25 protein-coding genes are annotated in these 23,337 nt (G+C 63.4%); 8 read left to right on the top strand and 17 right to left on the bottom strand.

All coding sequences use genetic code 11. The features are described 5' to 3' along the window. Positions 1-23 precede the first annotated feature (23 nt). Complete coding sequence (locus DSM43276_RS14950; protein ID WP_078331427.1) at positions 24-638, top strand: uridine kinase family protein; 615 nt, start codon at positions 24-26, stop codon at positions 636-638. Here the strand turns inward: DSM43276_RS14950 and DSM43276_RS14955 are convergent. The 4 genes from DSM43276_RS14955 to rpsB all read right to left on the bottom strand — a co-directional run bounded on the left by DSM43276_RS14955 (position 635) and on the right by rpsB (position 4,403). Continuing rightward, positions 635-2,020 (bottom strand): glycoside hydrolase family 1 protein, encoded by a 1,386-nt coding sequence (locus DSM43276_RS14955; protein ID WP_078331428.1) that lies wholly within the window; start codon positions 2,018-2,020, stop codon positions 635-637. The two genes, DSM43276_RS14950 and DSM43276_RS14955, sit on opposite strands and share 4 nt — an antisense overlap. A gap of 24 nt (positions 2,021-2,044) precedes the next feature. Continuing rightward, on the bottom strand, positions 2,045-2,626 hold the full coding sequence (locus tag DSM43276_RS14960) for a TetR/AcrR family transcriptional regulator (protein WP_078331429.1): 582 nt from the start codon (positions 2,624-2,626) through the stop codon (positions 2,045-2,047). Between the two features lie 76 nt (positions 2,627-2,702). Continuing rightward, entirely contained in the window at positions 2,703-3,521 is an 819-nt protein-coding gene (gene tsf, locus DSM43276_RS14965) for a translation elongation factor Ts (RefSeq protein WP_078287566.1), read from the bottom strand. After that, positions 3,522-4,403 carry a 30S ribosomal protein S2 gene (gene rpsB, locus DSM43276_RS14970; RefSeq protein ID WP_078331430.1) on the bottom strand — a complete coding sequence of 294 codons (882 nt, stop codon included), beginning with the start codon at positions 4,401-4,403 and terminating at the stop codon, positions 3,522-3,524. It lies immediately after the preceding gene. A 337-nt stretch (positions 4,404-4,740) separates the two neighbouring features. Between rpsB and DSM43276_RS14975 the strand changes: the two genes are divergently transcribed. Then, complete coding sequence (locus DSM43276_RS14975) at positions 4,741-5,214, top strand: M23 family metallopeptidase (RefSeq protein ID WP_234803122.1); 474 nt, start codon at positions 4,741-4,743, stop codon at positions 5,212-5,214. On the opposite strand, the gene DSM43276_RS14980 is transcribed toward DSM43276_RS14975, so the two are convergent. Beyond that, complete coding sequence (locus DSM43276_RS14980) at positions 5,202-5,447, bottom strand: hypothetical protein (protein ID WP_078331432.1); 246 nt, start codon at positions 5,445-5,447, stop codon at positions 5,202-5,204. The two genes, DSM43276_RS14975 and DSM43276_RS14980, sit on opposite strands and share 13 nt — an antisense overlap. A 14-nt stretch (positions 5,448-5,461) precedes the next feature. Further along, positions 5,462-6,427: a TetR family transcriptional regulator gene (locus DSM43276_RS14985; protein ID WP_078331433.1), complete on the bottom strand. Its 966-nt coding sequence runs from the start codon at positions 6,425-6,427 to the stop codon at positions 5,462-5,464. Between the two features lie 157 nt (positions 6,428-6,584). Between DSM43276_RS14985 and DSM43276_RS14990 the strand changes: the two genes are divergently transcribed. The 3 genes from DSM43276_RS14990 (at position 6,585) to DSM43276_RS15000 (ending at position 10,285) form a co-directional block, all read left to right on the top strand. After that, the gene (locus tag DSM43276_RS14990) at positions 6,585-6,992 is read left to right on the top strand and encodes an MmpS family transport accessory protein (RefSeq protein ID WP_078331434.1); all 408 of its coding nucleotides are present in this window, start codon (positions 6,585-6,587) and stop codon (positions 6,990-6,992) included. 38 nt (positions 6,993-7,030) lie between these two features. Continuing rightward, complete coding sequence (locus tag DSM43276_RS14995; protein ID WP_234803123.1) at positions 7,031-9,871, top strand: MMPL/RND family transporter; 2,841 nt, start codon at positions 7,031-7,033, stop codon at positions 9,869-9,871. A gap of 165 nt (positions 9,872-10,036) precedes the next feature. Continuing rightward, complete coding sequence (locus DSM43276_RS15000) at positions 10,037-10,285, top strand: hypothetical protein (protein WP_078331436.1); 249 nt, start codon at positions 10,037-10,039, stop codon at positions 10,283-10,285. 5 nt (positions 10,286-10,290) lie between these two features. On the opposite strand, the gene DSM43276_RS15005 is transcribed toward DSM43276_RS15000, so the two are convergent. The 3 genes from DSM43276_RS15005 to DSM43276_RS15015 form a co-directional block, all read right to left on the bottom strand. Then, the gene (locus tag DSM43276_RS15005; RefSeq protein WP_078331437.1) at positions 10,291-11,205 is read right to left on the bottom strand and encodes a tyrosine recombinase XerC; all 915 of its coding nucleotides are present in this window, start codon (positions 11,203-11,205) and stop codon (positions 10,291-10,293) included. Beyond that, positions 11,202-12,032 (bottom strand): siderophore-interacting protein, encoded by an 831-nt coding sequence (locus DSM43276_RS15010; RefSeq protein ID WP_078331438.1) that lies wholly within the window; start codon positions 12,030-12,032, stop codon positions 11,202-11,204. Before DSM43276_RS15010 ends, DSM43276_RS15005 begins: the two co-directional genes overlap by 4 nt. Positions 12,033-12,107: 75 nt before the next feature. After that, on the bottom strand, positions 12,108-12,695 hold the full coding sequence (locus tag DSM43276_RS15015; protein ID WP_078331442.1) for a TetR/AcrR family transcriptional regulator: 588 nt from the start codon (positions 12,693-12,695) through the stop codon (positions 12,108-12,110). 198 nt (positions 12,696-12,893) lie between these two features. On the opposite strand from DSM43276_RS15015, the gene DSM43276_RS15020 reads away from it, so the two are divergent. Beyond that, positions 12,894-13,259, top strand: a complete 366-nt coding sequence (locus DSM43276_RS15020; protein WP_078331439.1) for a DoxX family protein — start codon at positions 12,894-12,896, stop codon at positions 13,257-13,259. Positions 13,260-13,318: 59 nt separating this feature from the next. Here DSM43276_RS15020 and DSM43276_RS23605 read toward each other — a convergent pair whose 3' ends face one another. The 3 genes from DSM43276_RS23605 to DSM43276_RS15030 all read right to left on the bottom strand — a co-directional run bounded on the left by DSM43276_RS23605 (position 13,319) and on the right by DSM43276_RS15030 (position 15,007). Beyond that, the gene (locus tag DSM43276_RS23605; RefSeq protein ID WP_169053061.1) at positions 13,319-13,474 is read right to left on the bottom strand and encodes a hypothetical protein; all 156 of its coding nucleotides are present in this window, start codon (positions 13,472-13,474) and stop codon (positions 13,319-13,321) included. An 80-nt stretch (positions 13,475-13,554) separates the two neighbouring features. Continuing rightward, positions 13,555-14,379 carry a YoaK family protein gene (locus DSM43276_RS15025; protein ID WP_078331440.1) on the bottom strand — a complete coding sequence of 275 codons (825 nt, stop codon included), beginning with the start codon at positions 14,377-14,379 and terminating at the stop codon, positions 13,555-13,557. 10 nt (positions 14,380-14,389) lie between these two features. Next, complete coding sequence (locus DSM43276_RS15030; protein ID WP_136629098.1) at positions 14,390-15,007, bottom strand: carbonic anhydrase; 618 nt, start codon at positions 15,005-15,007, stop codon at positions 14,390-14,392. Between the two features lie 754 nt (positions 15,008-15,761). On the opposite strand from DSM43276_RS15030, the gene DSM43276_RS15035 reads away from it, so the two are divergent. Then, complete coding sequence (locus DSM43276_RS15035; RefSeq protein WP_078331599.1) at positions 15,762-17,177, top strand: cytochrome P450; 1,416 nt, start codon at positions 15,762-15,764, stop codon at positions 17,175-17,177. Here DSM43276_RS15035 and dprA read toward each other — a convergent pair. The 5 genes from dprA to DSM43276_RS15060 all read right to left on the bottom strand — a co-directional run bounded on the left by dprA (position 17,174) and on the right by DSM43276_RS15060 (position 22,607). Beyond that, positions 17,174-18,322, bottom strand: coding sequence for a DNA-processing protein DprA (gene dprA, locus DSM43276_RS15040; protein ID WP_078331598.1), 1,149 nt, complete (start codon positions 18,320-18,322; stop codon positions 17,174-17,176). The two genes, DSM43276_RS15035 and dprA, sit on opposite strands and share 4 nt — an antisense overlap. Then, positions 18,319-19,818, bottom strand: a complete 1,500-nt coding sequence (locus DSM43276_RS15045) for a YifB family Mg chelatase-like AAA ATPase (protein ID WP_078331597.1) — start codon at positions 19,816-19,818, stop codon at positions 18,319-18,321. Before DSM43276_RS15045 ends, dprA begins: the two co-directional genes overlap by 4 nt. 1 nt (position 19,819) lies before the next feature. Then, on the bottom strand, positions 19,820-20,179 hold the full coding sequence (locus DSM43276_RS15050; protein WP_078331596.1) for a YraN family protein: 360 nt from the start codon (positions 20,177-20,179) through the stop codon (positions 19,820-19,822). 167 nt (positions 20,180-20,346) lie between these two features. Further along, a complete protein-coding gene (locus tag DSM43276_RS15055) occupies positions 20,347-21,729 on the bottom strand; it encodes a cytochrome P450 (protein WP_078331595.1) in 1,383 nt (460 codons plus the stop codon). Continuing rightward, complete coding sequence (locus DSM43276_RS15060; RefSeq protein ID WP_078331594.1) at positions 21,726-22,607, bottom strand: hypothetical protein; 882 nt, start codon at positions 22,605-22,607, stop codon at positions 21,726-21,728. Before DSM43276_RS15060 ends, DSM43276_RS15055 begins: the two co-directional genes overlap by 4 nt. Positions 22,608-22,690: 83 nt before the next feature. On the opposite strand from DSM43276_RS15060, the gene DSM43276_RS15065 reads away from it, so the two are divergent. After that, a complete protein-coding gene (locus tag DSM43276_RS15065; RefSeq protein ID WP_078331593.1) occupies positions 22,691-23,326 on the top strand; it encodes a TetR/AcrR family transcriptional regulator in 636 nt (211 codons plus the stop codon). The last annotated feature ends 11 nt before the right edge of the window (positions 23,327-23,337 follow it).

The following is a 23,337-nucleotide window of genomic DNA, read 5'->3' on the forward strand; positions in this document are numbered from 1 at the left end:
CCGAGCACCAGTAAGCTCGCGCCATGGCGACACCGGCCCGACTGCGGAGCTTCTCGTGGCTGGCCGGGCTCATCAACGAGAGCCGGCCACAGTGCGGTGACGTGCGCGTCGTCGCCATCGACGGCAGGGGCGCCGCTGGCAAGAGCACCTTTGCTGCGCGATTACACACCGCACTGTCGGCGACAACCCCGGCGGTGGTCCTGCACACCGATGACTTCGCATCCTGGGACACGTTCTTCGGTTGGTGGCCCCGGTTCGAGGAACAGGTACTGACGCCCTGGGCGCACGGCAAGCCGGCCCAGTATCGACGTTACGACTGGGAGACCCGTGAGTTCGGCCCGCAGGAGCAATGCCCACCACCATCGGTGCTGATCCTCGAGGGCGTCGGGTCCGGCCGCTCGGCCGCCGCCGGCCAGTTGAGTTCGCTGATCTGGGTACAGACCGACCAGGCAACCCGCCGTCACCGCGCCGAGGTTCGCGATGGCGCGGAGCTGCGCGACTTCTGGCGCCTGTGGATTGACGCCGAAGACGAGCACTTCCGCCAGGATCCCACCGCGGAACGCGCCGACATCACCGTCGACGGTAACCCCGAGGTGGTCCTGGACGACCCGGACCGCTACTTCCTGCTCAGCGGTTAACGCAGCGGAACCGTCGGCCCCTTCGGATCCAGTGGCGCACAGCTGTCCTGCCCCACCGTCGTGGAGCATTTCGCCACCGGGATCACCGGGCGATAGCCGGGTGCGGTGCCCGCGTCCCGGGTGATCTGCGTATAGGCCTGGACGGCATCGGTGGGCACGCGCTTCAGCGCCGGATCACCCAGCGCGTCGACGGTGTACAGACCGAAACGTGGCCGGTAGCTTCCCCATTCGTAGTTGTCGACCAAGGACCAGTAGTTGTACCCGATGATCGGAATACCGTCGGCCTTGGCCCGCTGCAGCCAGAAGACGGTGTCGCTGAGGTACTGCGACCGGGTCACGCCATCTGACCGCGGTTTTCCGTTATCGGTGACCATGCCGTTCTCGACGACGTAGATCGGCAGCCCGGGATATCGCTGCGCGTAGTGCCGCGATACGTAGTAGATGTCTTCGGGCTGCAGTTTGATGTTCCAGCGCGCAGCCATGCTTTGCCCCGATGCGGGGTTATCCGCCGCGGTGCCGGTGTAATAGTCGAACCCCAGGTAATCCAGACTGCCGGCGACCCGGTCGAAGAACGATCCCTCGATCCCCTTCACCCCGAAACCTGCGAACTGCGCCAACACATCCGGCGGGATGTAGGCCTCGTTGGTCGTCACTTTCGCCTTGGGGTCGGCCTCGTGTGCGGCCCGGTACACGGCGCGGTGGGCCTCGGCGACCCTGTCCAGAAACCCCTCGAACTGGTCGGGCTTGATCGCGCCGGTACGTACCTCCATCGCCCCGAAGGCCAGCGGTTCGTTGATGCTGACCCACAGCACCCCTTGCCCGGCATAGCGTTTGGTGATCGCCTTGGCGAAGTCTTCGAATGCCGCGACGTTGTTCATAAACCCGCCGCTGTCGGCAACCCAGCCCGGGTACACCCAGTGCATGAGCGTGATCATCGGCGTCATGCCGTTCTCGCGCAGCGTGGCGACGATGGAGTCGTAGTACGCAAGTTCCTTCTCGTCCCACTTGCCCGGCTCGGGCATGACCCGCGACCACTCCAGTCCGAACCGAAATGTATTGACGCCCATGGCATGTGCATTGGCGATGTCCTCGGCGTATCGGTGGCGAAAGTCGTCTGCCTGCCGGTACGGATCGACGGGCCCGTCCCCGAGGGGGTTGGATTGATCAGCCACCGCGGGCATGCCCGCGGCGCGGTCGACGTAGCGGCGCCAGTTGCTGTCCGGGGCACTCCCCTCCACCTGGTAGCCCGCGGTGGCAGTGCCCCAATAGAACCCACGGTCCCACGCCGAATCGTCCCCTGCGCCCTCCTGCCGGGGGCTGCAGGCGGTCAACCCCACCGCGAACACGACTGCCGATGCCATGACGGCGCTCATCCACTTCATGCTAAAACCATACACTGTATGGTTTTAGCGGAGCAGCTGCTCCCACACCCGGCGCATGTGCTCACCCATATCAATGGACGGGTCCGACATCCATTGGATCTGAATGCCGTCGGCGGCGGCTATCAACGCGGTGGCGGCAAAATCGGCATCGACATGCGCGGGCACCCTGCCGTCGGCCTGACGTCCCCGCACATAATCGGCGACGCGGGCACGCATCCTTTCGTACCGGTCACGCAAATACGCCCCGGCGGGATGCCCCGGATCGACCGCCGCGGCGGCGGCCAACGACAGATAGACCGTCCCCGAGCCGGGCTTACTCGCCTTGTCCAGCATGGCCTGCGCCAGCACCTCACCCGGATCGATCTCTGCGGTCGAGTTCCGATACCGCTCTTCGAATGTGGCATCGGCGCCGCGTTGGATCTCGGTGAGAATCACGTCCCGCGCCGGGAAGTAGTGCATGAGTCCGGCCAAACTGATGTTGGCCTCCTTGGCGATGACGCGCATCGAAGCGCCCGCCTCCCCGTCGCGCTCCAACACCGTCAACGCGGCGGCGAGGATTTCCCGGCGCTTGGCCTCCCCTTTGGCGTATCGCCCGACAGCTGGCATGGCCGAAGGCTAGCGCACAAACAACTCGGCCCCGCACAGGAACGAATCCTGGCGGGGCCGAGTTATTTTAAGCGAGTTAGGCCTGTCCAACCTCGAACCGCGCGAAGCGGGTCACGGTGACACCGGCCTCGTCGAGAAGGGCCTTGACGGTCTTCTTGCTATCGGACACCGACGCCTGATCCAGCAGCACGACATCCTTGTAGTAACCGTTGACGCGACCCTCGACAATCTTGGGCAGCGCCTGCTCGGGCTTGCCTTCCGACTTCGCGGTCTCCTCGGCGATGCGACGCTCGTTCTCGACCACATCGGCCGGAACGTCCTCACGCGTCAGGTACTTGGCCTTGAGCGCGGCGATCTGCAGTGCGACCGAGTGCGCGGCCTCGGTGCCAGATCCCGTGTACTCGACCAGCACGCCTACCGCGGGCGGCAGGTCAGCAGCACGCTTGTGCAGGTAGGTCTCCACGGTGCCGTCGAAGTACGCCACCCGGCGCAGCTCCAGCTTCTCGCCGATCTTGGCGGAAAGGTCGGCGATGGCCTGCTCGACCGTCCGGCCGTCCTCGACCTTGGCGGCCTTGAGGGCGTCCAGATCACCGATCTTGCCGGCCGCGGCCGCACCGACGATGATGTCGGCGAGCCCCTGGAACTCGGCGTTCTTGGCGACGAAGTCGGTCTCTGCGTTCAGCTCGACCAGCACACCGTCACGCGCGGCAACGAGGCCCTCGGCGGTCGCACGCTCAGCGCGCTTGCCAACGTCCTTGGCACCCTTGATGCGCAGCACCTCGACGGCCTTGTCGAAATCACCATCGGACTCGGCCAGGGCGTTCTTGCAGTCGAGCATTCCGGCACCGGTCAGTTCCCGGAGCCGCTTCACATCGGCAGCAGTGAAATTCGCCATTTAGCCTTCCTCGGTTGTGGTTTCGGTAGCAGCAGCTTCGGCGGCCGGAGCCTCTGCAGCCTCAGCGGCCGGAGCCTCTGTGGCATCGGCAGCCTCAGCGGCCGGAGCCTCTGCGACGGCGGAGGCAAGCAATTCCTGCTCCCACTCGGCGAGCGGCTCGGCGGCCTCTGGCTTCTCGTCGCCACCGGCCAGACCGGAGCGGGCCTGGAGGCCCTCGGCGATCGCGGAAGCAACGACCTTGGTGAGCAGCGCAGCGCTGCGGATCGCATCGTCGTTGCCCGGGATCGGGTAGTCGACGACATCGGGATCGCAGTTGGTGTCCAGGATCGCAATGATCGGGATGTTCAGCTTGCGGGCCTCGGCAACAGCGAGGTGCTCCTTGTTGGTATCCACCACGAAGATCGCCGAAGGCACCTTCTGCATATCCCGGATACCGCCGAGGCTGCGCTCAAGCTTGTTCTTCTCACGCGTGAGCATGAGGATTTCCTTCTTGGTGCGTCCCTCGAAGCCACCGGTCTGCTCCATGGCCTCCAGCTCCTTGAGGCGCTGCAGACGCTTGTGGACGGTGGAGAAGTTGGTGAGCATGCCGCCCAGCCAGCGCTGGTTCACGTAGGGCATGCCGACGCGGGTCGCCTCTTCGGCGATCGGCTCCTGAGCCTGCTTCTTGGTGCCGACGAACATGACCGAACCACCGTGGGCGACGGTCTCTTTGACGAACTCGTACGCCTTGTCGATGTAGGTCAGCGTCTGCTGCAAGTCGATGATGTAAATGCCGTTGCGGTCGGTGAAGATGAACCGCTTCATCTTGGGGTTCCAACGACGGGTCTGATGCCCGAAGTGCGCGCCGCTGTCAAGCAGCTGCTTCATTGTTACGACGGCCATGGTGAGCCATTCCTTTATGTTGTCGGTTGCCGCCCGGGATCGGGTGATCCTGGGCCCTAGCGTCTGCTGATGCCGGGACCCACCTGGATGGGACCGCCCGGCATGCTGGTCACGAGCTCGTGGGCAGACGCGCGAAGTCAACCCGCTAGGCGAGTTGCGCTGATGAGTTTACATGCCGCGACGAGTGCTTTTCGCCACGTCTCGAAGGATTGCGCCAGAGCTCCGGCAGTTATCCACAGCGCCCTCATGGCTCTTTCCCGCACCGCCCTCGTCCGGTCACCATGACGTCGTGTGGTTCAGGGCGTATGGGTGTCCCGTACTGATTCTCGTCCTGGTGCTGGCCTTCTCCCCCACGACAGCCGCCGCCCCCGGGGATGCGGAGGACCGTTTCGACTGGCCGCTACGTCCCCGAGCTGCGATAACTCGATATTTCGACGCGCCGCGGGAACGCTGGAACCGGGGTCATCGCGGGGTAGATATGGCCGGCACCCCTGGTCAGCGTGTGGTCGCGGCCGGGGCGGGAATTGTGGTGTACGCCGGATCGCTCGCGGGTAGGCCGCTGATCTCGATCGAGCACGCGGGCGGCCTGCGTACCAGCTACGAACCGGTCACACCGCTGGTCAAACCGGGTCAACGGGTGTCGGAAGGATCGGTCATCGGGACATTGCTCACGGGGCATCCGGGATGCCCCGCCGCGGCCTGCCTGCACTGGGGCGCCCTGCGCGGGCCCGCGTCGGCCGCGGATTACCTGGATCCGCTGGGACTATTGGCCTCGACGCCGCTGCGACTGAAGCCGCTTCAGGCGGGCTGACATATATCGACGTGCGCGGGTTTTCCGGTGGACTGCGACAGCCTGGACACCGCGTCATGAAAACGGTCGAGCGCGTCCTGTTCGGTCACCACTTGGTAGAAGGCGCGCATCTCACCGCCGTTGGCCATGCACACCCACCACGGCGGATACACATCGGCGAGGGCCGTTCCCGGTGCCACGATTCCGAGGCTCAACACAGCGGCCGTGGCCGCCACCAGAATTCCGGCGCGCATGCTTGGCACTGTAGTCATCGGACCGATACCGACCAGGCTCTTGCCCACAATTCCAGCGGGGCCAGCGCGACGAGTAGCGCCTTGCCCACCGCCGTCAGCGAGTACTCCCCATCCCGGCTCCGCACGATATGCGCGGCGGTCAACTCGTCCAGACGTGTGGTGAGCACGCCACTCGACACCTCCCCCGTTCCGCCCATGGCCCGCCGCAGCTCCGAGAAAGTCTTTGTTCCGGAGCGCAATTCCCACAGTGCCAGGATTGCCCAACGTCGACCGAACAGGTCGAATGCCGCGTTGAGTGGCTGCCCGGAACCGGACCCTCGCACGGGCCTGCCGGGCCGTGGCGTGGCAGCCCCGTCGGGCGACTCCGCCTCGGATATCCCGGCACTGGCGATGATGGTGATCAGCCGACTCGCGCGCTCGGCCATCTGCTCCGCGCTCTGCTCGGGGTGCCGGATCCACCAGGTGATCATGGCGCCGACCATCCCCATCCAGCCCTGGGTAAGCACACCGATGTCCTGCGGATCGCGCAGCTGCGTGGCCGCGCTCCCGACCGCGGCCACGCCCTGACCGGCCAGGGCGGCGAGCCGCATTCTGGCGACCCGGGCCGCGGCAAGTGCTTCGCTGTCCTCGGGCAGGGTCTGATCCCAGATGACCAGCCAGTCCGACGGACGCGGCGCGAGGGCCTGAAAGACAGCCTGCAGCACAGCTCGCGGCAACGCGAGTGTGGGCGGGGCGGCCTCCATTGCCGCCTCGATGTGATCGCCCACGATTGCTCCCGCGCGCTGTACACACGCGACATAGAGCTGCTCCTTGGACCCGAAATACGCCAGCACCATGGGCTTGGACACTCCGACGGCCGACGCCACCGCGGCCAGGGACATGCCCGCATACCCACTGCGGCCGAACTCCTGACATGCGGCATCCAGGATCTGTTGCTCCCGCTCGGCGCGGGGCATGCCCTTGGTACCTGCCCGTGTCACCAGTCCCTTCTACCAGTTTCGAGCCACCCAGGGCCAAGTATGAGTGTGCCCCGCATCATAGTAGACCGATCGGTGTGATGTTGATATGACCGACTGTTAAATTAACGATCGGCCAGTTAACGTCAACGCTCACCAACCGGATCAATGAGGAGCTGGAATGCGTGGCGCGTGGGTGTATCTGGTATCTATTGCGATCCTCTGTATCGCCGGGGGCTACATAGCCCATCTACGGCTCAGCGACATCCCAGACCCTGCGATCGGCCATTCGTTCAAGCCGCCGTCGATCGGCAAGCCACGCGAAAAGGTTGTCGAGTACCGACTTAACGGACCGATCGGTGCCACCGTCGCCGCGTCCTATCTCGATACCGACGGCACCGTGCGCGAGGTATCGGGCACCCTCCCCTGGCAAACCACCCTGCGCACGGGGCAGCTCACCATCCCCACCGGCGTGGTCGCCCAGGCCACCGCTGGCCAGATGTCCTGCAGCATCACGATCAACGGCGAGGTCCGTGACGAAAAGTCTTCCGACTCATCGGCCGTCTCCTGCCAGGTGGTAGTGGCGTGAACATCCACAACAACCGGCGCCCCCTGCTCGCCCGCCTGATGTACAGGTTCTCCCTGCCCGTCATCGTGCTGTGGCTCGCCGCAGCCGGAGCACTCAACCTCGCTGTCCCCCAGCTGGAGACGGTGATCAAGGGGCACGCCCGCTCGTTCCTACCCGATGATGCCGCCTCCGTTCAGGCGATCGTCAAGATGGGCAACTACTTCGGCGGAGCCGGCACCAACAACTTCGTCTACCTGCTCCTCGAGGGCGATGCCCCGTTGGGAACCGAAGCGCACCAGTATTACTCGTCGATCCTGAGCCGGATCAACCAAGACAAGAAGCACGTCAACTCCTCCATGGACCTGTGGTCCAACCCGCAGTTCGCCCCGGCCAACGAGAGCGCGGACGGCAAGGCCGCCTATGTCCTGATTAACCTGTCCGGCAACATGGGGACGGCGCTGGCCATGGAATCCACCCAGGCCATTCGCGACATCATCGCCGAATATCCTCCACCCAAAGGAATTACCGCACACCTCACCGGGCCGTCCGCGGTAGTCAACGACGAGCTGGTCTCGATCAACGATTCGATCCTGCTGTTGCTGATCTCGTGCGGCTTGTTGGTTGGCGCCATCTTGCTCCTGGTGTACCGCAACCCGATAACCATCGCCATGCCGCTGCTGGTCGCGGGCGCGGGGCTCGGCGTCGGACGGCCCATCGTCGCGTTCCTCGGCGAACACCAAGTCATCGGGGTGTCGATCTTCGCCTCCGCACTCCTGGCGGTGATCGTGCTGGGGGCCGGAATCGATTACGGCATATTTCTGCTCGGCAGATATCAGGAAGCTCGCCGCGCCGGAGAAGATCCGGAATCGGCCTACTACACGGCCCTGGCCGGGGTCCAGCACATCATCATTGCCTCGGGGCTCACCGTTGCCGGCGCCACCGCGTGCATGGTCTTCACCCGCCTGGCGATCTTCAGCACCTCGGGACTGCCGTGCACCATCGCGGTCATTGTCACGCTGGCCGCCGCGCTGACCCTCGGCCCCGCACTCCTTGGCCTGGGCAGCCGGCTCGGTTACTTCGAGCCGCGCCAAGAGAAGTCACAGCGCCGGTGGCGACGCATCGCCACCTACGTGGTGCGCTGGCCGGGCCCGGTGCTCGCGGGCAGCTTGGCCGTGCTCGCGCTGGCACTGTTGGTCATTCCAGGATTTCGGCCTAGCTTTAACGAGCAGGCCGCACAGCCCAGTGACTCTCCCGCGAATCTGGGCTTCGCCGCGTCGGACCGCCACCTGCCGCCAAACATCATGGCCCCCAGTCTTTTCCTGATCGAGTCTGACCATGACATGCGCAATTCAGGGGACATGATCGCGCTGGCGAAGCTGTCCAATGCGGTGCTGAACATCCCTGGTATCAACAATGTGCAGGGCATCACGCGCCCGCTCGGCGCCCCGTTGGACCAAGGGGCACTTACCTCGCAGGCCGGATACATCGGTGGGCGGCTGACCCAGATGACCAATCTACTCAGCCAGCGCATCACCGATCTCACTGCACTCAGTGGCCGGGTCGGGCAGCTTTCGCTCACCGTCAAGGGCCTGGAGCAGGCGCTGCAGAACGGGACCCGCGGTGCGACCCAGATCCAGGCGGGCGCGACCGAATTGCGCACCAGCCTGGCCGCCGTGGTCCAGAAGGTGGACACGCTGCGCGAGACCGCCAGACCCGCCGAGGACTTCGTGGGCTCGATTCCGAACTGCCGGGACAACGAGTATTGCCAGGCCGCACTCACCGGGTTCTCGCTGTTCGATGACTTGCACCGTTTTGACAGCCTCGTTGGCAATCTCGTGAACGGAACCGGGGCCCTGGCGCAGACGTTGCCTCAACTCGGCGCTCAGCTTTCGGGATTGAAGGCGTTCATCGCTCAGGTCAATGCGGTTACCGTCCCGCTGCAGAGCACATTGCAGGTCCTGGTCCCTCAGGTCACCGAAATCACACAATTCACCGACGAGCTCAGCAAGAGCTTCGCGGCGGGTGACCCGGGGTCGTCGTTCTTCCTGCCCAGTCAGGCATTCGACAACCCGCTCTTCAAGAACGCGATGCCGTTCTTCTTCTCCACCGACGGCAAGGTGACCCGGATGATCGTCACACCGGATATGGAGGGATTCAGCCGCGAGGCAATGGACCTGAGCGCCAAGATCATTCCGACCGCACTACAGGCGATGAAGAACACCTCCCTGGCTGGCAGCACGGTGAGTATCGGGGGCCCGGGCGGCACCCTGCTCAACATCGAGGCATTCACGCGAGAGGACTTCATCACCAGCGTGGTGGCGGCATTCGCGTTCGTGTTCTGCGTGGTGCTGATCCTGCTGCGCAGCCTCGTTGCCGCGATCGCGGTCATCGGCACGGTGGCGCTGTCCTACCTGTCCGCGTTGGGCCTAGCCATATTCGTCTGGCAGGACATCATCGGCAATCCGCTGCACTGGTCAGTGGCTCCGCTGTCGTTTGTCTTCCTTGTCGCGGTGGGTGCCGACTACAACATGCTGTTGGTGGCCAGGTTCCGCGAGGAGATGTACGCCGGTATCAAGACAGGCATCATCCGCTCGATGGCCAACACCGGAGGTGTGGTCACCATCGCGGGATTGGTGTTCGGATTCACCATGTTCGCGATGATCGCCGGCTATGCGCACAACATCGCCCAGCTCGGCACGACCGTCGGTCTGGGTCTGCTGCTGGATACATTGATCGTGCGATCGTTCGTAATCCCCTCCATCGCAACACTGCTGGGTCGCTGGTTCTGGTGGCCCGTGGTGGTGCACGACAGAGCCACCTGTCGCGACGCGATCCCACACAGCGCTCACTCCGCGGACGCGCCTGATCGTGGTCGGCTCGTGACCACCGGAGGCAGGTAAGCCATAAATGTGCAGCTGCGACATATCGACAACCGTTGGGCCTCATACATCACTGGAGATGCACCTCGGCACAGGACGTCTCATACGTGGCAGATATGAGCTGAACCTTGGCCCCCTGAGGGTTCGCGTCGTCACACCGCACGCTTCGAATCACGGATAAGTGCCATGCACACGGGAGCCGGGTTCGCCGCAGTGCTTCTGTTATTGGTGGTGGTAGCGCTGTGGGCGACGGGTGGTGGCGGATCGATGAGCTACTACCAGCGCGAAGTGGACCGCATGATGCGCAAGCAATCACGACAAGAGAAGGCGGATAGGGCAGCCAGGACCCACCGTACGCGGTTGCGTCGCTGGGCAGGGCGCGTCAATCCCACCCGGATGTGCCGGTGGAGAAAGAAGCCACGCGATACCGCGTGACGCCGTCACGCCCGCGGGTGTGCCTGATCGTGGACGGCCCGGAGGCGCGCCACGGTGACATGGGTGTATAGCTGAGTGGTGGCCAGTGTGGAGTGCCCGAGCAGCTCCTGAACCACACGCAGGTCCGCGCCGCCCTCGAGTAGATGCGTTGCGGCGCTGTGCCGTAACCCGTGCGGGCCGATATCGGGGGCACCGGGCACGGCGGACATGGTCTGATGCACCACGGTGCGGACCTGGCGCGGATCGATGCGCCGCCCACGCGCGCCGAGGAGCACCGCCGCACCAGAACCAGCGTTGACAAGATGTGGTCGACCGCGGTCCAGCCAGGCGGTCAGAGCATCAGCGGCAGGACCGCCGAATGGCACAGTGCGCTCCTTGTCGCCCTTACCCAAGACGCGCAATACTTTTCGCGACCTGTCGATATCGTCGATATCCAGCCCGCACAGCTCGCTGACGCGGATCCCGGTGGCGTAGAGCATCTCGACGATCAACTGATCCCTCAATGCCATCGGATCGTCTTGTTCCGCACCCGAATGCGCTGCTTCCATCGCCGCGACGGCCTGGTCTTGTCGCAGCACCGCGGGCAACGTACGGCGAGACTTAGGCTGTTGCAGGCGAATCGCGGGATCTGTTTTCAGCAGCCCGCGGCGGGTCGCCCATGCGGTGAAGATTTTCACCGCCGAGGTACGCCGCGCGACGGTGGAACGTGCCGCACCCTGCCGGGCCTGAGCGCCAAGCCATGACCGCAACACCGGAAGCGACAGGTCAGCCAGGGTGGCGTCCGGATTGGCCGCCGAGAGGTGATCGAACAGCGAGGTGAGATCGCCGCGATAGGCGCGCTGCGTGTGCGCCGACCGCCCGCGCTCTAGCGCCAGATGCTCGGCGAACTCGTCGAGAATCGCGGTCAGCTGCGGTGTCACTCCCTCACGGTAGCTTCGGCGGACGCCAGCTCCTGTTTCCACACGCGAAAAGACTCCTCCGTGCGGCCGCGACGCCAATACCCCGAAATCGAGGCGGCCCATTGTGGTGCGACCCCACGCTCCTTCCGGATGTATGGCCGCAGACTGTGCATGACGGTCTGTGCCTCGCCGTGGATGAACACATGCACCTGCCCGGGCAGCCACTCCGCGGAGCGCACCGCCTCGACCAACGGAGCGTTATCTCCCGCCAGGTTGTCGTCGACCTCATCGGCACCGGCGCCGCGGTGGACCCAGATGACCTCGACATCGCCGCGGGTATCGAAGGCGATCTCGTCCTGCGGACCGGCCACCTCGATGAACACCTTGGCGCGGGCACCCTTCGCAAGTGCTTGCAGCGCGACGGTAATCGCCGGGATGGCCGACTCGTCACCTGCCAGCAGGTGCCAGTCGGCAGCGGGATCGGGTGAGTACGCGCCGTGCGAGTCGGTGACGTACAGCCTGTCTCCGGGCCTGGCGCGCGCTGCCCACGGACCGGCCACACCGGTGTCACCGTGCACGACGAAGTCGATGGCGATCTCGCGACGGTCGGCATCCACGGAGCGGATCGTGTAGGTGCGGACGGTGGCCTGCATATCGCGCGCCTGGTCGATATCCCGTGGACCTGGTCCTTCGTGGCCCTCCGGAAGGAATATCAGCTTGGCATAACTGTCGGTGTCTGGGGTGGCCTCGAAACCGTCAAATCCGTTACCGCCAAGCACCACCCGGGTGATATGCGGAGTCACCTGCTCGGTCCGAACTACCTGCAACTCATGTAGCGGGCGTGCCATATCGCCTCCTGCGTCGAATCCTCTATGTCAATTCCCTTGACTATACGGAGGAACAACCGCGAATGGGCGCCCCCGTCACGGCAGGATGCCCCTGACGATCAGCTCGGCAGCGGCCTCAGCGTGAGCCTGAACTTGCTCCGGATCGAACACGGCGTCCCCGAACACGGTCCGTGCCAGCGCTTCGCTGCTGAACAGGGCGGCGGTGCCGGACGTGATGAGGAAGAAGGTGGTCTGGAGCGGTACATCACGCAGCTCTCCTGCCTTGACCGCCTCCTCGTAGACCGGGCCAAGCCGTTCTTGCATAGGGATGACGTAGGCCTGACAGATGTGCTGCAGCCGGTCGCTGCCCTGGCCCGCCTCGATGTCCATGATGCGGATCAACTCGGGGTGTTCAGCGGCGAAGATGACAAACATCTTGATGAATCGTTTGATCCGCTCGGAGGAACTCAAGCTCTCGTCGTCGTCTGCCAGAACCTTGTCGACGATCGCCTGGAATCCCCAGTCTATGGCGGCGTACCAGAGCTGTTCCTTGGACGAAAACCGTTGATGCAGCAGGTTGTGGCTCACTCCCAGCTCGCGATTGAGAGTCCGCATCGACATGCCCTGATAGCCATGAGTGGCGAAGGCCCGCAGCGCCGCGGTGAAGATAGCGTCGGCCGACACTCCTTCCCCGCCCTTGCGCGGCCTGCCACGAGGGCGCCGCGTCAGCTCACCGGCATCAGTCACGAAATCCGCCACATCCTTCCTCCACAACCATCATCCCCCCACCCACCGGCAATCGCGTTGAGGACCTCCGCACAGCGGTCATGATCTTTATCGGGATGGCCGAACACCTCCGTTACGGCCGGGCATACTGACGCGATGGATACCTGGTTGTGGATCTGTGCCGGCGTGCTCGCCGTGGTGCACCTCGGCGCGGGTGTGTTCAAACTGATCACCCCGTACGAGAAGATCACGGCAAATCCCAACCTCGCCTGGGCGACCGACTTCACCCCCAACGTCGTCAAGGCGATCGGCGGACTGGAAATGCTCGGCGCGATCGGCATAGTGCTCCCCCACGCGACGGGAATCGCCCCGGTGCTGAGCCCGCTTGCCGCGGCCGGACTAGCTGTGTTGCAGGCCGGGGCCTTCGGTGTTCATGTCCGCCGCAACGAATGGAAGCTGGCCCCCGTCAACGTGATCCTAATTGTGCTTGCAGTATTCGTCGCGTTCGAGTGGTACGGCTGATCCACCGCAGAGGAGCCACTGGGCGTGCTCACGAGACGAAAATTGTGTCCTTGCGACAGTCAGTAGTTGATGAGCCAGAGGGGTCCGAATTTGGCCATCCCCAGAGCGATGAACAGGACCGCAATGATCATCGCCGTCGCGAGGTCGTTCATGCGCTCGATGGGGCTGTCCGGCTGAGCTTTCCGGACTTCGTATATCTGAAATCCAGGCTCCATGACGTGCATCCTTTCTCTAACTTGATGGAAGAACCGTTCCGGCTATCGCCAGACCGAACTGGCAAGAATCGCCGCACCACTCAACCGAGAATGGTTTTTCGGTCGGAGTGAAAAAAGGTGATCAGAGTTGTTGCACCGCATATCAATCCGACGGTGAGTATCACCTTGGACCCGCTATAGAGCGAGGCTATGCCGCCGCCTATGGCGGCGCCCAGAATGAAGGACAGGTAAAGCATGGCGTACCCGAGCCATTCAAAGACAGAACCCTTGCCAAAGAGATGCCGCTCGATACCTTGTCCCAGTTTGACGACCGTCCCCGTGACATAGCTCAACGGAATGGCCGTTTCACCCTTCTTGACGAACGATGTGTTCAAGGCCCCGATCGCAAAGGCCAACAAGAGAATTGGCGTAAAATGCACGTCAACATTCGCGTTGAAGCCCCGGTCCTGGAAGAAGTCGACGGCAGCTGCCGCGAGAAGACCGAAGGTGGTGAGAACAGTTGCCCCGTGAGGGTGATTCTTCCAGAATTTTCGCCGGCAATAGGACGCCACGATGACCCCGAATAGGAAGGCACCGATCATCGAGATGGCGGCAATCGGACCCGCACCCGCCACTTGCTGTTTATCCGTGACCTTGAACCACGTCAGCACGGCACGCTCAGTGTTACCGGTCATAAACGTCACGAAGTAGCCCGCGCTATGCAAGAAGGCCACTGCCCCAACCATTCCGGCCAGCCCGGAAAGCAGCCAGGAAAGCCGGGCCTCGCCACCGATGGCAGCCTCACGGGTAATGACCGCGTCGGCAGATGTGGACGCCGCGGCATCACCGTTGCGATTGTCGAGTTCGATGTCGTCCTGGGATCTGTTCTGTACAGCTGCGGAACCGCTCCCGCTCTTCTTGTTCATGACGGCCAACTCAGGACTTACCGATGTCGCCGACGTGGCCGTGCAAAACGACGCGTCCGTCGGCGAGTTTGTAGGTCAGATACACCAGCGCGAGCTTTTTGGCCTTGACCGCATCGGCCACCACCTGCGAGCGCTGCAGCAGCTTGATGCCGGTCTCCTCGACATGGCGGGCCTCGAACTCATCAATGCGGGTCAGCCCGTCCTTGCGGCCACCCAGAATGGACGGCATCACCCGCACCACCAGATCCCGGATATGCCCGCCCGGCACCTCACCGGTGTCCAGGGACTGCACTGTCGCGCCCACCGCGCCACAGGAGTCATGCCCCAGGATCGCGATCAGCGGCACGCCCAACACCGCCACCGCGTACTCGATCGAACCCAGCACCGCCGAGTCGATCACCTGCCCCGCGGTGCGCACGATGAACATGTCGCCCAGGCCCTGATCAAAAATGATCTCCGCAGCCACCCGGCTATCCGAGCAGCCGAACAACATCACCTGCGGGTTCTGACCGTTAGCCAGCTCGGCGCGACGCGTCACGCTCTGACTCGGATGCTCCGGACAACCGCCGACAAAACGCTGGTTACCCTCTTCGAGCGCCTTCCAGGCGGACTTCGGATCAGATCTCATATTTCCTTCATACCCTACCGGGGTATAGCATGCATGTGATCTTCAACACGTAGTTGAATTAATTCAACCAAAGGTTGACTCCCGAAAAGATCGGAGCACTTCCCCACGGCGCATCGGGATACACACTGCTGGAAGCGAATTCGTCGGCTTGCAGACCCTACCGCCGACAGTGACAGCCCTGGCAGATCTCTCCGATGGGCGTCGCAGCCATTGAAAGCACCCGGATCCAATATGCCTGGAATCTATGGATACCGCAACGCCAATCCGTAATCAGTTGGCAATCATCCACCGCCACAACAAACTCGAACACCCCCACCTCGTCGAAATGCCAGTACTGCCCATTGCCGAAAGCTAGAGCAGGGGAAGATATTTCGCCTGCTGGGCGATGCGTCTGCGTACGTGACCCCGCATGCCCTGCTATTCACAGGAACTATTCAGGTTGCGCCGCTTCATAATAAATCGTGCGCAACTAGTCAGACCTGTACACCTGCGCTGCCGAGCAGTACCTCAACTCCGACATCGTCTGCTCCATGGATCGTGCGCGGGATACCACCGCCAATGCGCACACTCTCTTTGCCCGCCATCCGGCCAGCCCAGCGTGGACACGGACGACCAACCGATTGAGGCGATTGTCGTGGCGGGGGTAGTTCAGGGCAGACTGGCGCGTAGTCGCAGACATGCGTGAAGCGCGAGGATGTGCCGTACGGAGGGCCTCCGGCCTTGATGCGACTCCTGAATGCGAAAGCGGACAACGATGACTGAAACTCGTACAGGCACACGGCCCGCTCGACCGTTGCCTCACGCGAAGGGCAGGCTTTGGGGCGTAGGGGATCTACTCAGTGTTGACTTCACCAGACCTGTGCAGGGTCTCACCCATGAGGGGCGCCGCCACAACGGCATTTTCGAGCAGCGTATCGGCGACTTCCCTGTGGTGGTGGTCTCCAGCCCGGAATTAATCGAGGAGATCAACAACGAGCAGCACTGGGAGAAGAACGTTGGCCCAACACTGCACAAGCTACGCAGCCTTGCCGGCGACGGGATGTTCACGGCCTACAACACCGAGGAGAACTGGCGCAAAGCCCACGACATCCTCGTCCCCGCCTTCACCAAAGAGGCGATGACCAACTACCACGCCAGTATCGTCGACACCGTTCACGAACTCGTCACCGCATGGGGCACCCACGCCGACAACAACACCTGGATCAATATCCCCGCCGACACCAACCGGCTCACCATCGAAATCATCAGCCGCGCCGGATTCGGCTACACGTTCAACAACCTGAGCGACTCCAGCGAAAACCCCTTTATCACAGCGGTTCTGCGCGAGTTGCAGTACGCCAACCGGCGTACCGACTCCATCCCCTTCTACGAACAGCTCTTCGGCGGTCGACGCCGCCGGGTGCACGACGTCGACAAGAAGTTCATCCGTGCAGAAGTCGACAAGATCATCGACGCACGCCGCGACCAGCCAAGCACAGGCCAAACTCCCGACATGCTCGACATCATGCTCACCTCCGTCGAGCCTGTCAGCGGTCAGACACTCGACAACAACAACATCGGCAACCAGATCATCACCTTCCTAGTGGCCGGTAGCGAAACCTCAGCCAACGCAATCGCATTCGCATTGCACTTCCTGTCCGTCCACCCCGACATTGCCGACAAGGTCCGCACTGAGGTCGACCAGGAGTGGTCCGGGCGCGCGTTTCCTGACTTCCAGTTCGACCAGATCGCCAAGCTGCGATACCTGCGTCTAGTCGTCGACGAGACTCTGCGCCTGTGGCCGGTCGCCCCGGGGTACTTCCGGCAGGCTAAGCAGGACACCACCATCGGCGGCGGTCAGTACGCCTTCAAGAAGGAAGGATGGGTGTTCGTAAATCTGGTGGCCGCACACACTGATCCGTCGTGGGGACCCGATGCTGACCAGTTCGACCCCGACCGAATGACCACCGAGAACCGCCGCAAGCTGGGTGCGCATATCTATCGGCCATTCGGGGTCGGAGTGCGTCAATGCATCGGACGCCAATTCGCCCAGCACGAGATCGTGACCACGCTCGCCGCGATCCTGCATCAGTTCGATCTTGAACCACGCCCCGGCTACAAGCTGCAGGTCGATGAAACGCTCACCCTAAAGCCCTCGGATCTGCAGCTACGCCTCACCAAACGCAACTAATCAGTGATGGCCCGCGCCCGGCCGCGGCGATTGACCTTCCAATCACCGTCAGCGTCGGCCACCAGCTGCTCAAGTTCCAGGATCGCCAACGCACCCTGTACTCGACTGGTGCCCAACCCCGATTCGACTACCAGCTGTTGGACTGAGGCGCTGCCCCTGCCGGGCAGCGCTTCGTAGACCCGCTTCTCGTCCGCCCCGAGCCCGTCGACGACGTTGGTAGGCCTTTCCGGATCTGGCGCGAACTCGCCCAATCGACCTGCCAACTCGATCACATCCTGGGCGCAGCCAATGAGCCGCGCGCCACGCTCGGCTATCTCAACATGGGCACCCGCCGACGCAACTGAGGTGATCGGGCCGGGTACCGCACCAACAGGCCGGCCGAGCCCGCGCGCCCAGGCGGCGGTGTTGGCGGCTCCGCTGCGTATGCCGGCCTCCACTACCACGGTCGCGCCGGAGAGTGCTGCCACCAACCGATTTCGGGTGAGAAAGCGGTATCGTGCGGGCCGAACACCCGGCGGATACTCACTGATCACCAGTCCGTGGCGGGCGATTCGGTAGAGCAGTCCGGAGTGAGCCGCTGGGTAGGGTACGTCCACGCCTCCCGCGAGCACCGCGATCGTGATGCCCTCGCACGCAAGTGCCGCCCGATGCGCGACACCGTCGATCCCGTACGCGCCACCGGAGACCACTGCCACGTCACGGGCCACCAGACCCGTTGCGAGCTCGGCCGTGACATGTTCGCCATAGCCCGTACAGGCGCGCGTACCGACGAGTGCCGCCGCCCGGGACGTGACCTCTGACAGGGAGTGCTCACCAACCACCCAGAGTGCGAGCGGTGCTCGCCCACTCGGCATCCGCTTCGTGTCGACCATCGCGAAACTCTGAAACTGCCACCCCGGCCATTCCGGATCATCCGGGGTCACCAGACGCCCACCAAGGCGACGCAATATCTGCAGATCCTCGCGACTGCGGTCAATATCGTGCCGGGACCGCACGATGGCGCTCACGCGGTCCGGCACATCCAAACGCCGGACGCGTTCGGCGGTCTCATGCGCGCCGAACACCGACACCATGGCCGCAAGTTCCGCACTGGGTGCCTCAGTCACGCGTGACAAGTAGGCCCAGTCGGCCGGTTCGCCGCTCATCGTTTGTCGCGAAAGGTCAACGCGAGCTTCACATCCTCAACGCCTGGAAGATCACGCCCTGCGAGGTCTGCGAGAGTCCACGCGACACGTAGACAACGATCCAAAGCCCGAACACTAATGAGTCCGCGCTCCATGGCGTTACGCAGCGGCTCCATGACCGTCCTCGACGGCCGGAACTCCTTGCGCAACAGCGGACCCGGAGCATCGGCGTTGACCCGAAATCCGTGCTCCGACCATCGGCTCGCTGCCCGTTCGCGCGCCAGCACCACACGCTCACGCACCAGCGCCGTGCACTCGGCGGCCTCGTTGAGGGCGGTTTGGCTGACCGGGTGCATCCTTACCCGAAGATCCACCCGATCAAGAAGAGGCCCCGACAACTTGCCCAGGTACCGGCGACGCACCGACGACGGACACGTGCAATCCCGTGGATTCGCAGGTGCACACGGGCACGGATTAGCCGCCAGTACCAGCTGAAATCGGGCCGGGTAGGCCACGACACCGTCACGCCGCGCCAACCGAATCTCCCCATCCTCCAACGGCGTACGCAACGCCTCCAGTGCAGGAGTCGAGAGTTCGGCACATTCGTCGAGGAACAGCACCCCGCGATGGGCTCGGCTTACCGCGCCAGGTTTGGCCGTGCCGGAGCCGCCGCCGACGAGCGCGGCGACACTCGACGTGTGGTGCGGCGCGACGAATGGTGGTTGAGTGATCAACGGCTGCTCCGTCGTCAACAGCCCCGCCACCGAGTGGATGGCCGTCACTTCAAGCGCCTCGCCATCGGTCAGCGGTGGCAGCAGGCCCGGCAGACGTTGCGCCAGCATCGTTTTCCCGATTCCGGGTGGTCCGGTCAGCATGAGGTGATGTGCACCCGCCGCCGCCACCTCGACCGCGAATCGCGCATCGGCATGTCCGACCACATCCGCCATGTCCGGAAAATCGTCCTCGCATTGCACGTCCAACCGCACTACCGGGTCCAGCTCACCGTCGGCACACAGCCAAGCCGTCAGTTGCCGCAAGGTCCGGGCACCCAGCACCTCAATACCGTCGACCAGCCCCGCCTCCCCCAGATTCGCCTCGGGTACCACCACGGTCGGCCACCCGTCGCGTTTGGCCGTCAGCACCGCCGGGAGTACACCGCGGATCGGGCGCACCCGCCCATCAAGCGCCAACTCCCCCAGTAGCAAGCTCTTTTCCAGCCTCGCCGGTGGGATCGCCTTGCTGGCCGACAACACGGCGGTGGCGAGAGCTAGGTCGTACACCGAGCCCATCTTCGGCAATGTCGCCGGCGACAGGGCCAAGGTCAGACGCGATGCCGGCCAGGTGAACCCACAGTTGGTGATTGCCGCACGTACACGATCGCGGGACTCCTGTAGTGCGGCGTCGGGTAGCCCGACCAGGTGCACTCCGGGAAGCCCGGCGCTGATATCGGCCTCGATCTCCACCGTCTGGCCGGTTACCGCCTTGGCCGCAACGGAATACGCTCTCCCCAGTGCCATCTCAGCCGACCCCGTGAATGTGGGTGATCTCGGGAACGGAGCCACTCAAGCGGATTTCGATGACATCGATACGCACGGCCGGCCACGAACCATCCTGGGCGGCCAGCCAGATGCCCGCAAGCCGTCGCAGCCTCCTCAACTTGGTGTGCGTCACCGCCTCCGCGGGCGTTCCGAACGCGCGGCCGGTGCGGGTCTTCACCTCGACAAAGACCAACACCTCACCGTCAGCCGCGACGATGTCGAGCTCTCCGTACCGGCACCGCCAATTGCGATCGAGGATCGTGAACCCGTCCCCCCTCAGGTAGTCAGCGGCGAGATCCTCTCCGCGGCTACCGATCTGTGCGCGTGTGGTGGTTGTCATGTCGTCACCATCCGCACGGGTACCGACACAGTCTGAGCCGAGATACCTCACGGATGAGGGTTATCCACATCCCGGCATTCATCCACAGCACCCGGGCGTGACCGTTCCTACCGAGGTCCGGGCAGGCGCTTAAACACTGAGAAGGGCGAGCGGCCTGCGGGAGCCCACTATCGCCGGCTGATTCTTGCGGGCAGCCCACCTTTCACACCCATGGACATTCGGTACTGGCGCCGAGGTTCATACCCTGCCGGGAGTTCGAATCGGTAGCGCTGGTACGCCGTTGCGATGGTCAGAACGGCCTCGATGTAGGCCATCCGCATCCCCAGACACAGGCGCTGTCCACGCCCGAAGGGTACGAACGCACGCAAGTCGGCTTCGTTGTTCAGGAACCTGTCCGGGTTGTACCGGTTGGGCTCTGGCCAGAACCGCGGATCTCGCTGCATCGCGAGCGAGGAATACAAAATCGTCGTCCCGGCCGCGATGCGATAGCCGCCCATCTCGTCATCGACCAATGCGGTCTTGGGATTGATGACCAATCCCCCTTGCAGGCGTTGAGCCTCGTCGAAGCACGCACGAACCAAGGGCAACTTGGCCATATCCCCGACCGTCACGGGGTTTCCACCCAGGGCATCCACTTCGTCGATAAGTCGTCGTTCGATCTCCGGATGGCCGGACACAAGGGCAAATGTCCACGCCAGCGCGGCCGCCGTCGTCTCGTGTCCGCCGACAATCATTCCGGCGATTTCTACGGCGATCTTGTCGTTCTCCAACGGACGGCCGTCGTCGTATATGGCGTTGATGAGCAGATTCAGAATGTCGGTGCGCTCGGTGGGGTGGCGTCGCCTCATCTCGATGAGCTGGTCGGCGCCGCCCATGATCATGTCGAGCATGCCGTCCATGCGCCGCTGAAACGGCCGGGGAATCCATGCCGGGAATGAGTACATCGCGACGCGCACCGTGGTCGCCAACATCCCGAAGCTGATCGCGTTCTTGGTCACGGATGCCTCGAGCATTCGCGGCGACAGGTACTCGTCGAACATGGCATTGAACAACACGATCAGCGCGAGCTTTCGAGTCTTCTCCTCGATATCGACGTAACCATCGGCGTCACCGGAAGATTCTGCCCAGCTGTCAACCTGTTCCGTCACCGCCTTGGTGAACAGATCTCCCAGCTCGGCAAGATTCTTCTGGGTGAAACTCGGGCGGTAGAGGGAGCGTCCCCGTCTCCACTCCTGATCATCGGCAAATGCGAAGAAGTTGTGCCCGAGTTTGGGCGGCACCATCTGCTGGGCAACCATGTCCGAACGCCGGTAGCGATCCGGATGCTGCACCAGCACGTGGTCAACCCAGTCCGGATGACCAAGATAGACGGTCTTCACGAATGGCGTTGGGACCGAAACGATATCCCCGTACTTCCTCGTCAGCTCCAGCGGGTAGAGCCATGGATCACGGGCCAGGCGCGCCAGCACACTCGCCCGTCCGCTTCCGGCAGGGCCGGGCGGAGTGGGCAGACCAGCCACCCCGGCGGGACCCAGAGTCTGTGAACTCATGCCGTCACCACCGGGTGCTGTGTCCGCTGTCCACCCGAGGTCGCCGCAGCTGCCTCGTCGCGAATCTGGCGTAGTTCCGGTATCTGCAGCAGCAGATACGTCGACAGAATCGACGTGGCGATCACCGCGCTGGCGGCCAACCAGGTCACGAGAGTCGGCGCCGTGGACTGAACCGCTTGGTAGGCCGGCCAACTCACGCCCACGATGTAGCCGATGGTCGTCGCCGGGATCAAGAGAACCAACAGCCAGATCCGAGAGCCCTTGAGATACTTCACCGCATAGAAAATCACGATGCCGTACACCGGCAGGAGCGTGGTGTTCTGCACAATCGAATACAGCGGAATCCCCCCGATCCGTGTCGGGTTGTCCCCGTAGTACGCGATGACTCCCGTGAAATGCCAGACCATTTCGATGATGATTTCCGGAATACCAACATAGATCGCGGACAACAGGAAGATATCGCGCAGGGATTTTCCTTGAGATATGTACCGGTAGGCGATGTATCCGCCGATCGCCACATAGGACGACGCCCCAACCAGAATCCACGCCGGCATTCGTCGGCCCATCACCGTGTAGCCGAACCACGGGGTGTCGTTGGCGTAGACGATGGAACCCACCAGATCACCCAACGGCTCGATGTTGGCCGCGACGAGTCCCGCGATAAAGAGCACCAGCGGAAGCACCTGCCGCTGTTTCGCCAGCTTCCACAGCACCCATGCCAACGCGACCGCCGCGCCCCCGTACGCCAGTGCAATCGATACCCACGCGACCAACTGGTTCGCATGAAGTTCCGGAGCAACCGGTACGCCGCCCTCGCCGGGGAGCAGCACGCCCGAACCGTTATAAGCCCAGGTTGAGGCCTGATCGAATACTGTCATGTTACTATAGTTATCATATTAGTCACATTAGTCAATACCCGACATGCGGCGGCTCAGCGAAGCGAGGTGGGATCATCGAATCCATGCCAGGCACCGGTGCGATCAACTGGCCGGATGTCGTCGCCACCGCGACCGCGGAAGACCCGGCCAACCTTCCTGCTTCTGACATCCGGATCCTCGATGCGACAGTCGAGGTCCTCGGGATATGTGGAGAGCAGCGGCTGACCGTCGACATGGTTGCCGATCGCGCGCACATGTCACGGATGACGGTCTTTCGCCGCTTCGGCTCCAAGCAGAACCTGATCGACACCGCATACCGCCGTGAAATCAGCAGAGCCCTCCGCGATATCACCGACTACGCCGGCAGGACGGACACCGCTGCGCGGCGTGCGATCGCGGTAGCGACACGGATGGTGGAGAACGCCGCGCGAATTCCCGCCTTGCAGTGGATTATTCGAACTCAATCGGACGAAATTGTCAGGATGTGGCGCGATCTGGAGCCACCCGGACAAGAGCTCGGCCGCGCATACATATCCACGCAGCTTCAGGATCCACAGCTGCAAGATCCACTACCGACTTCGGACGCGGACTTTGTCGCAGATGTCCTGATACGAACCGTGATGTCACTCGTCCTCGTGCCTGATCCGGCCTATCACAAAGCCAATCTCGCCGAGCTGGAGCAATACGTCCAGCGCGTCGTGGAGCGCCTACTGCGTTAGCGCGGCCAGCG

The sequence above is a fragment of the Mycobacteroides salmoniphilum genome (genome assembly GCF_004924335.1).
Lineage (GTDB): Bacteria > Actinomycetota > Actinomycetes > Mycobacteriales > Mycobacteriaceae > Mycobacterium > Mycobacterium salmoniphilum.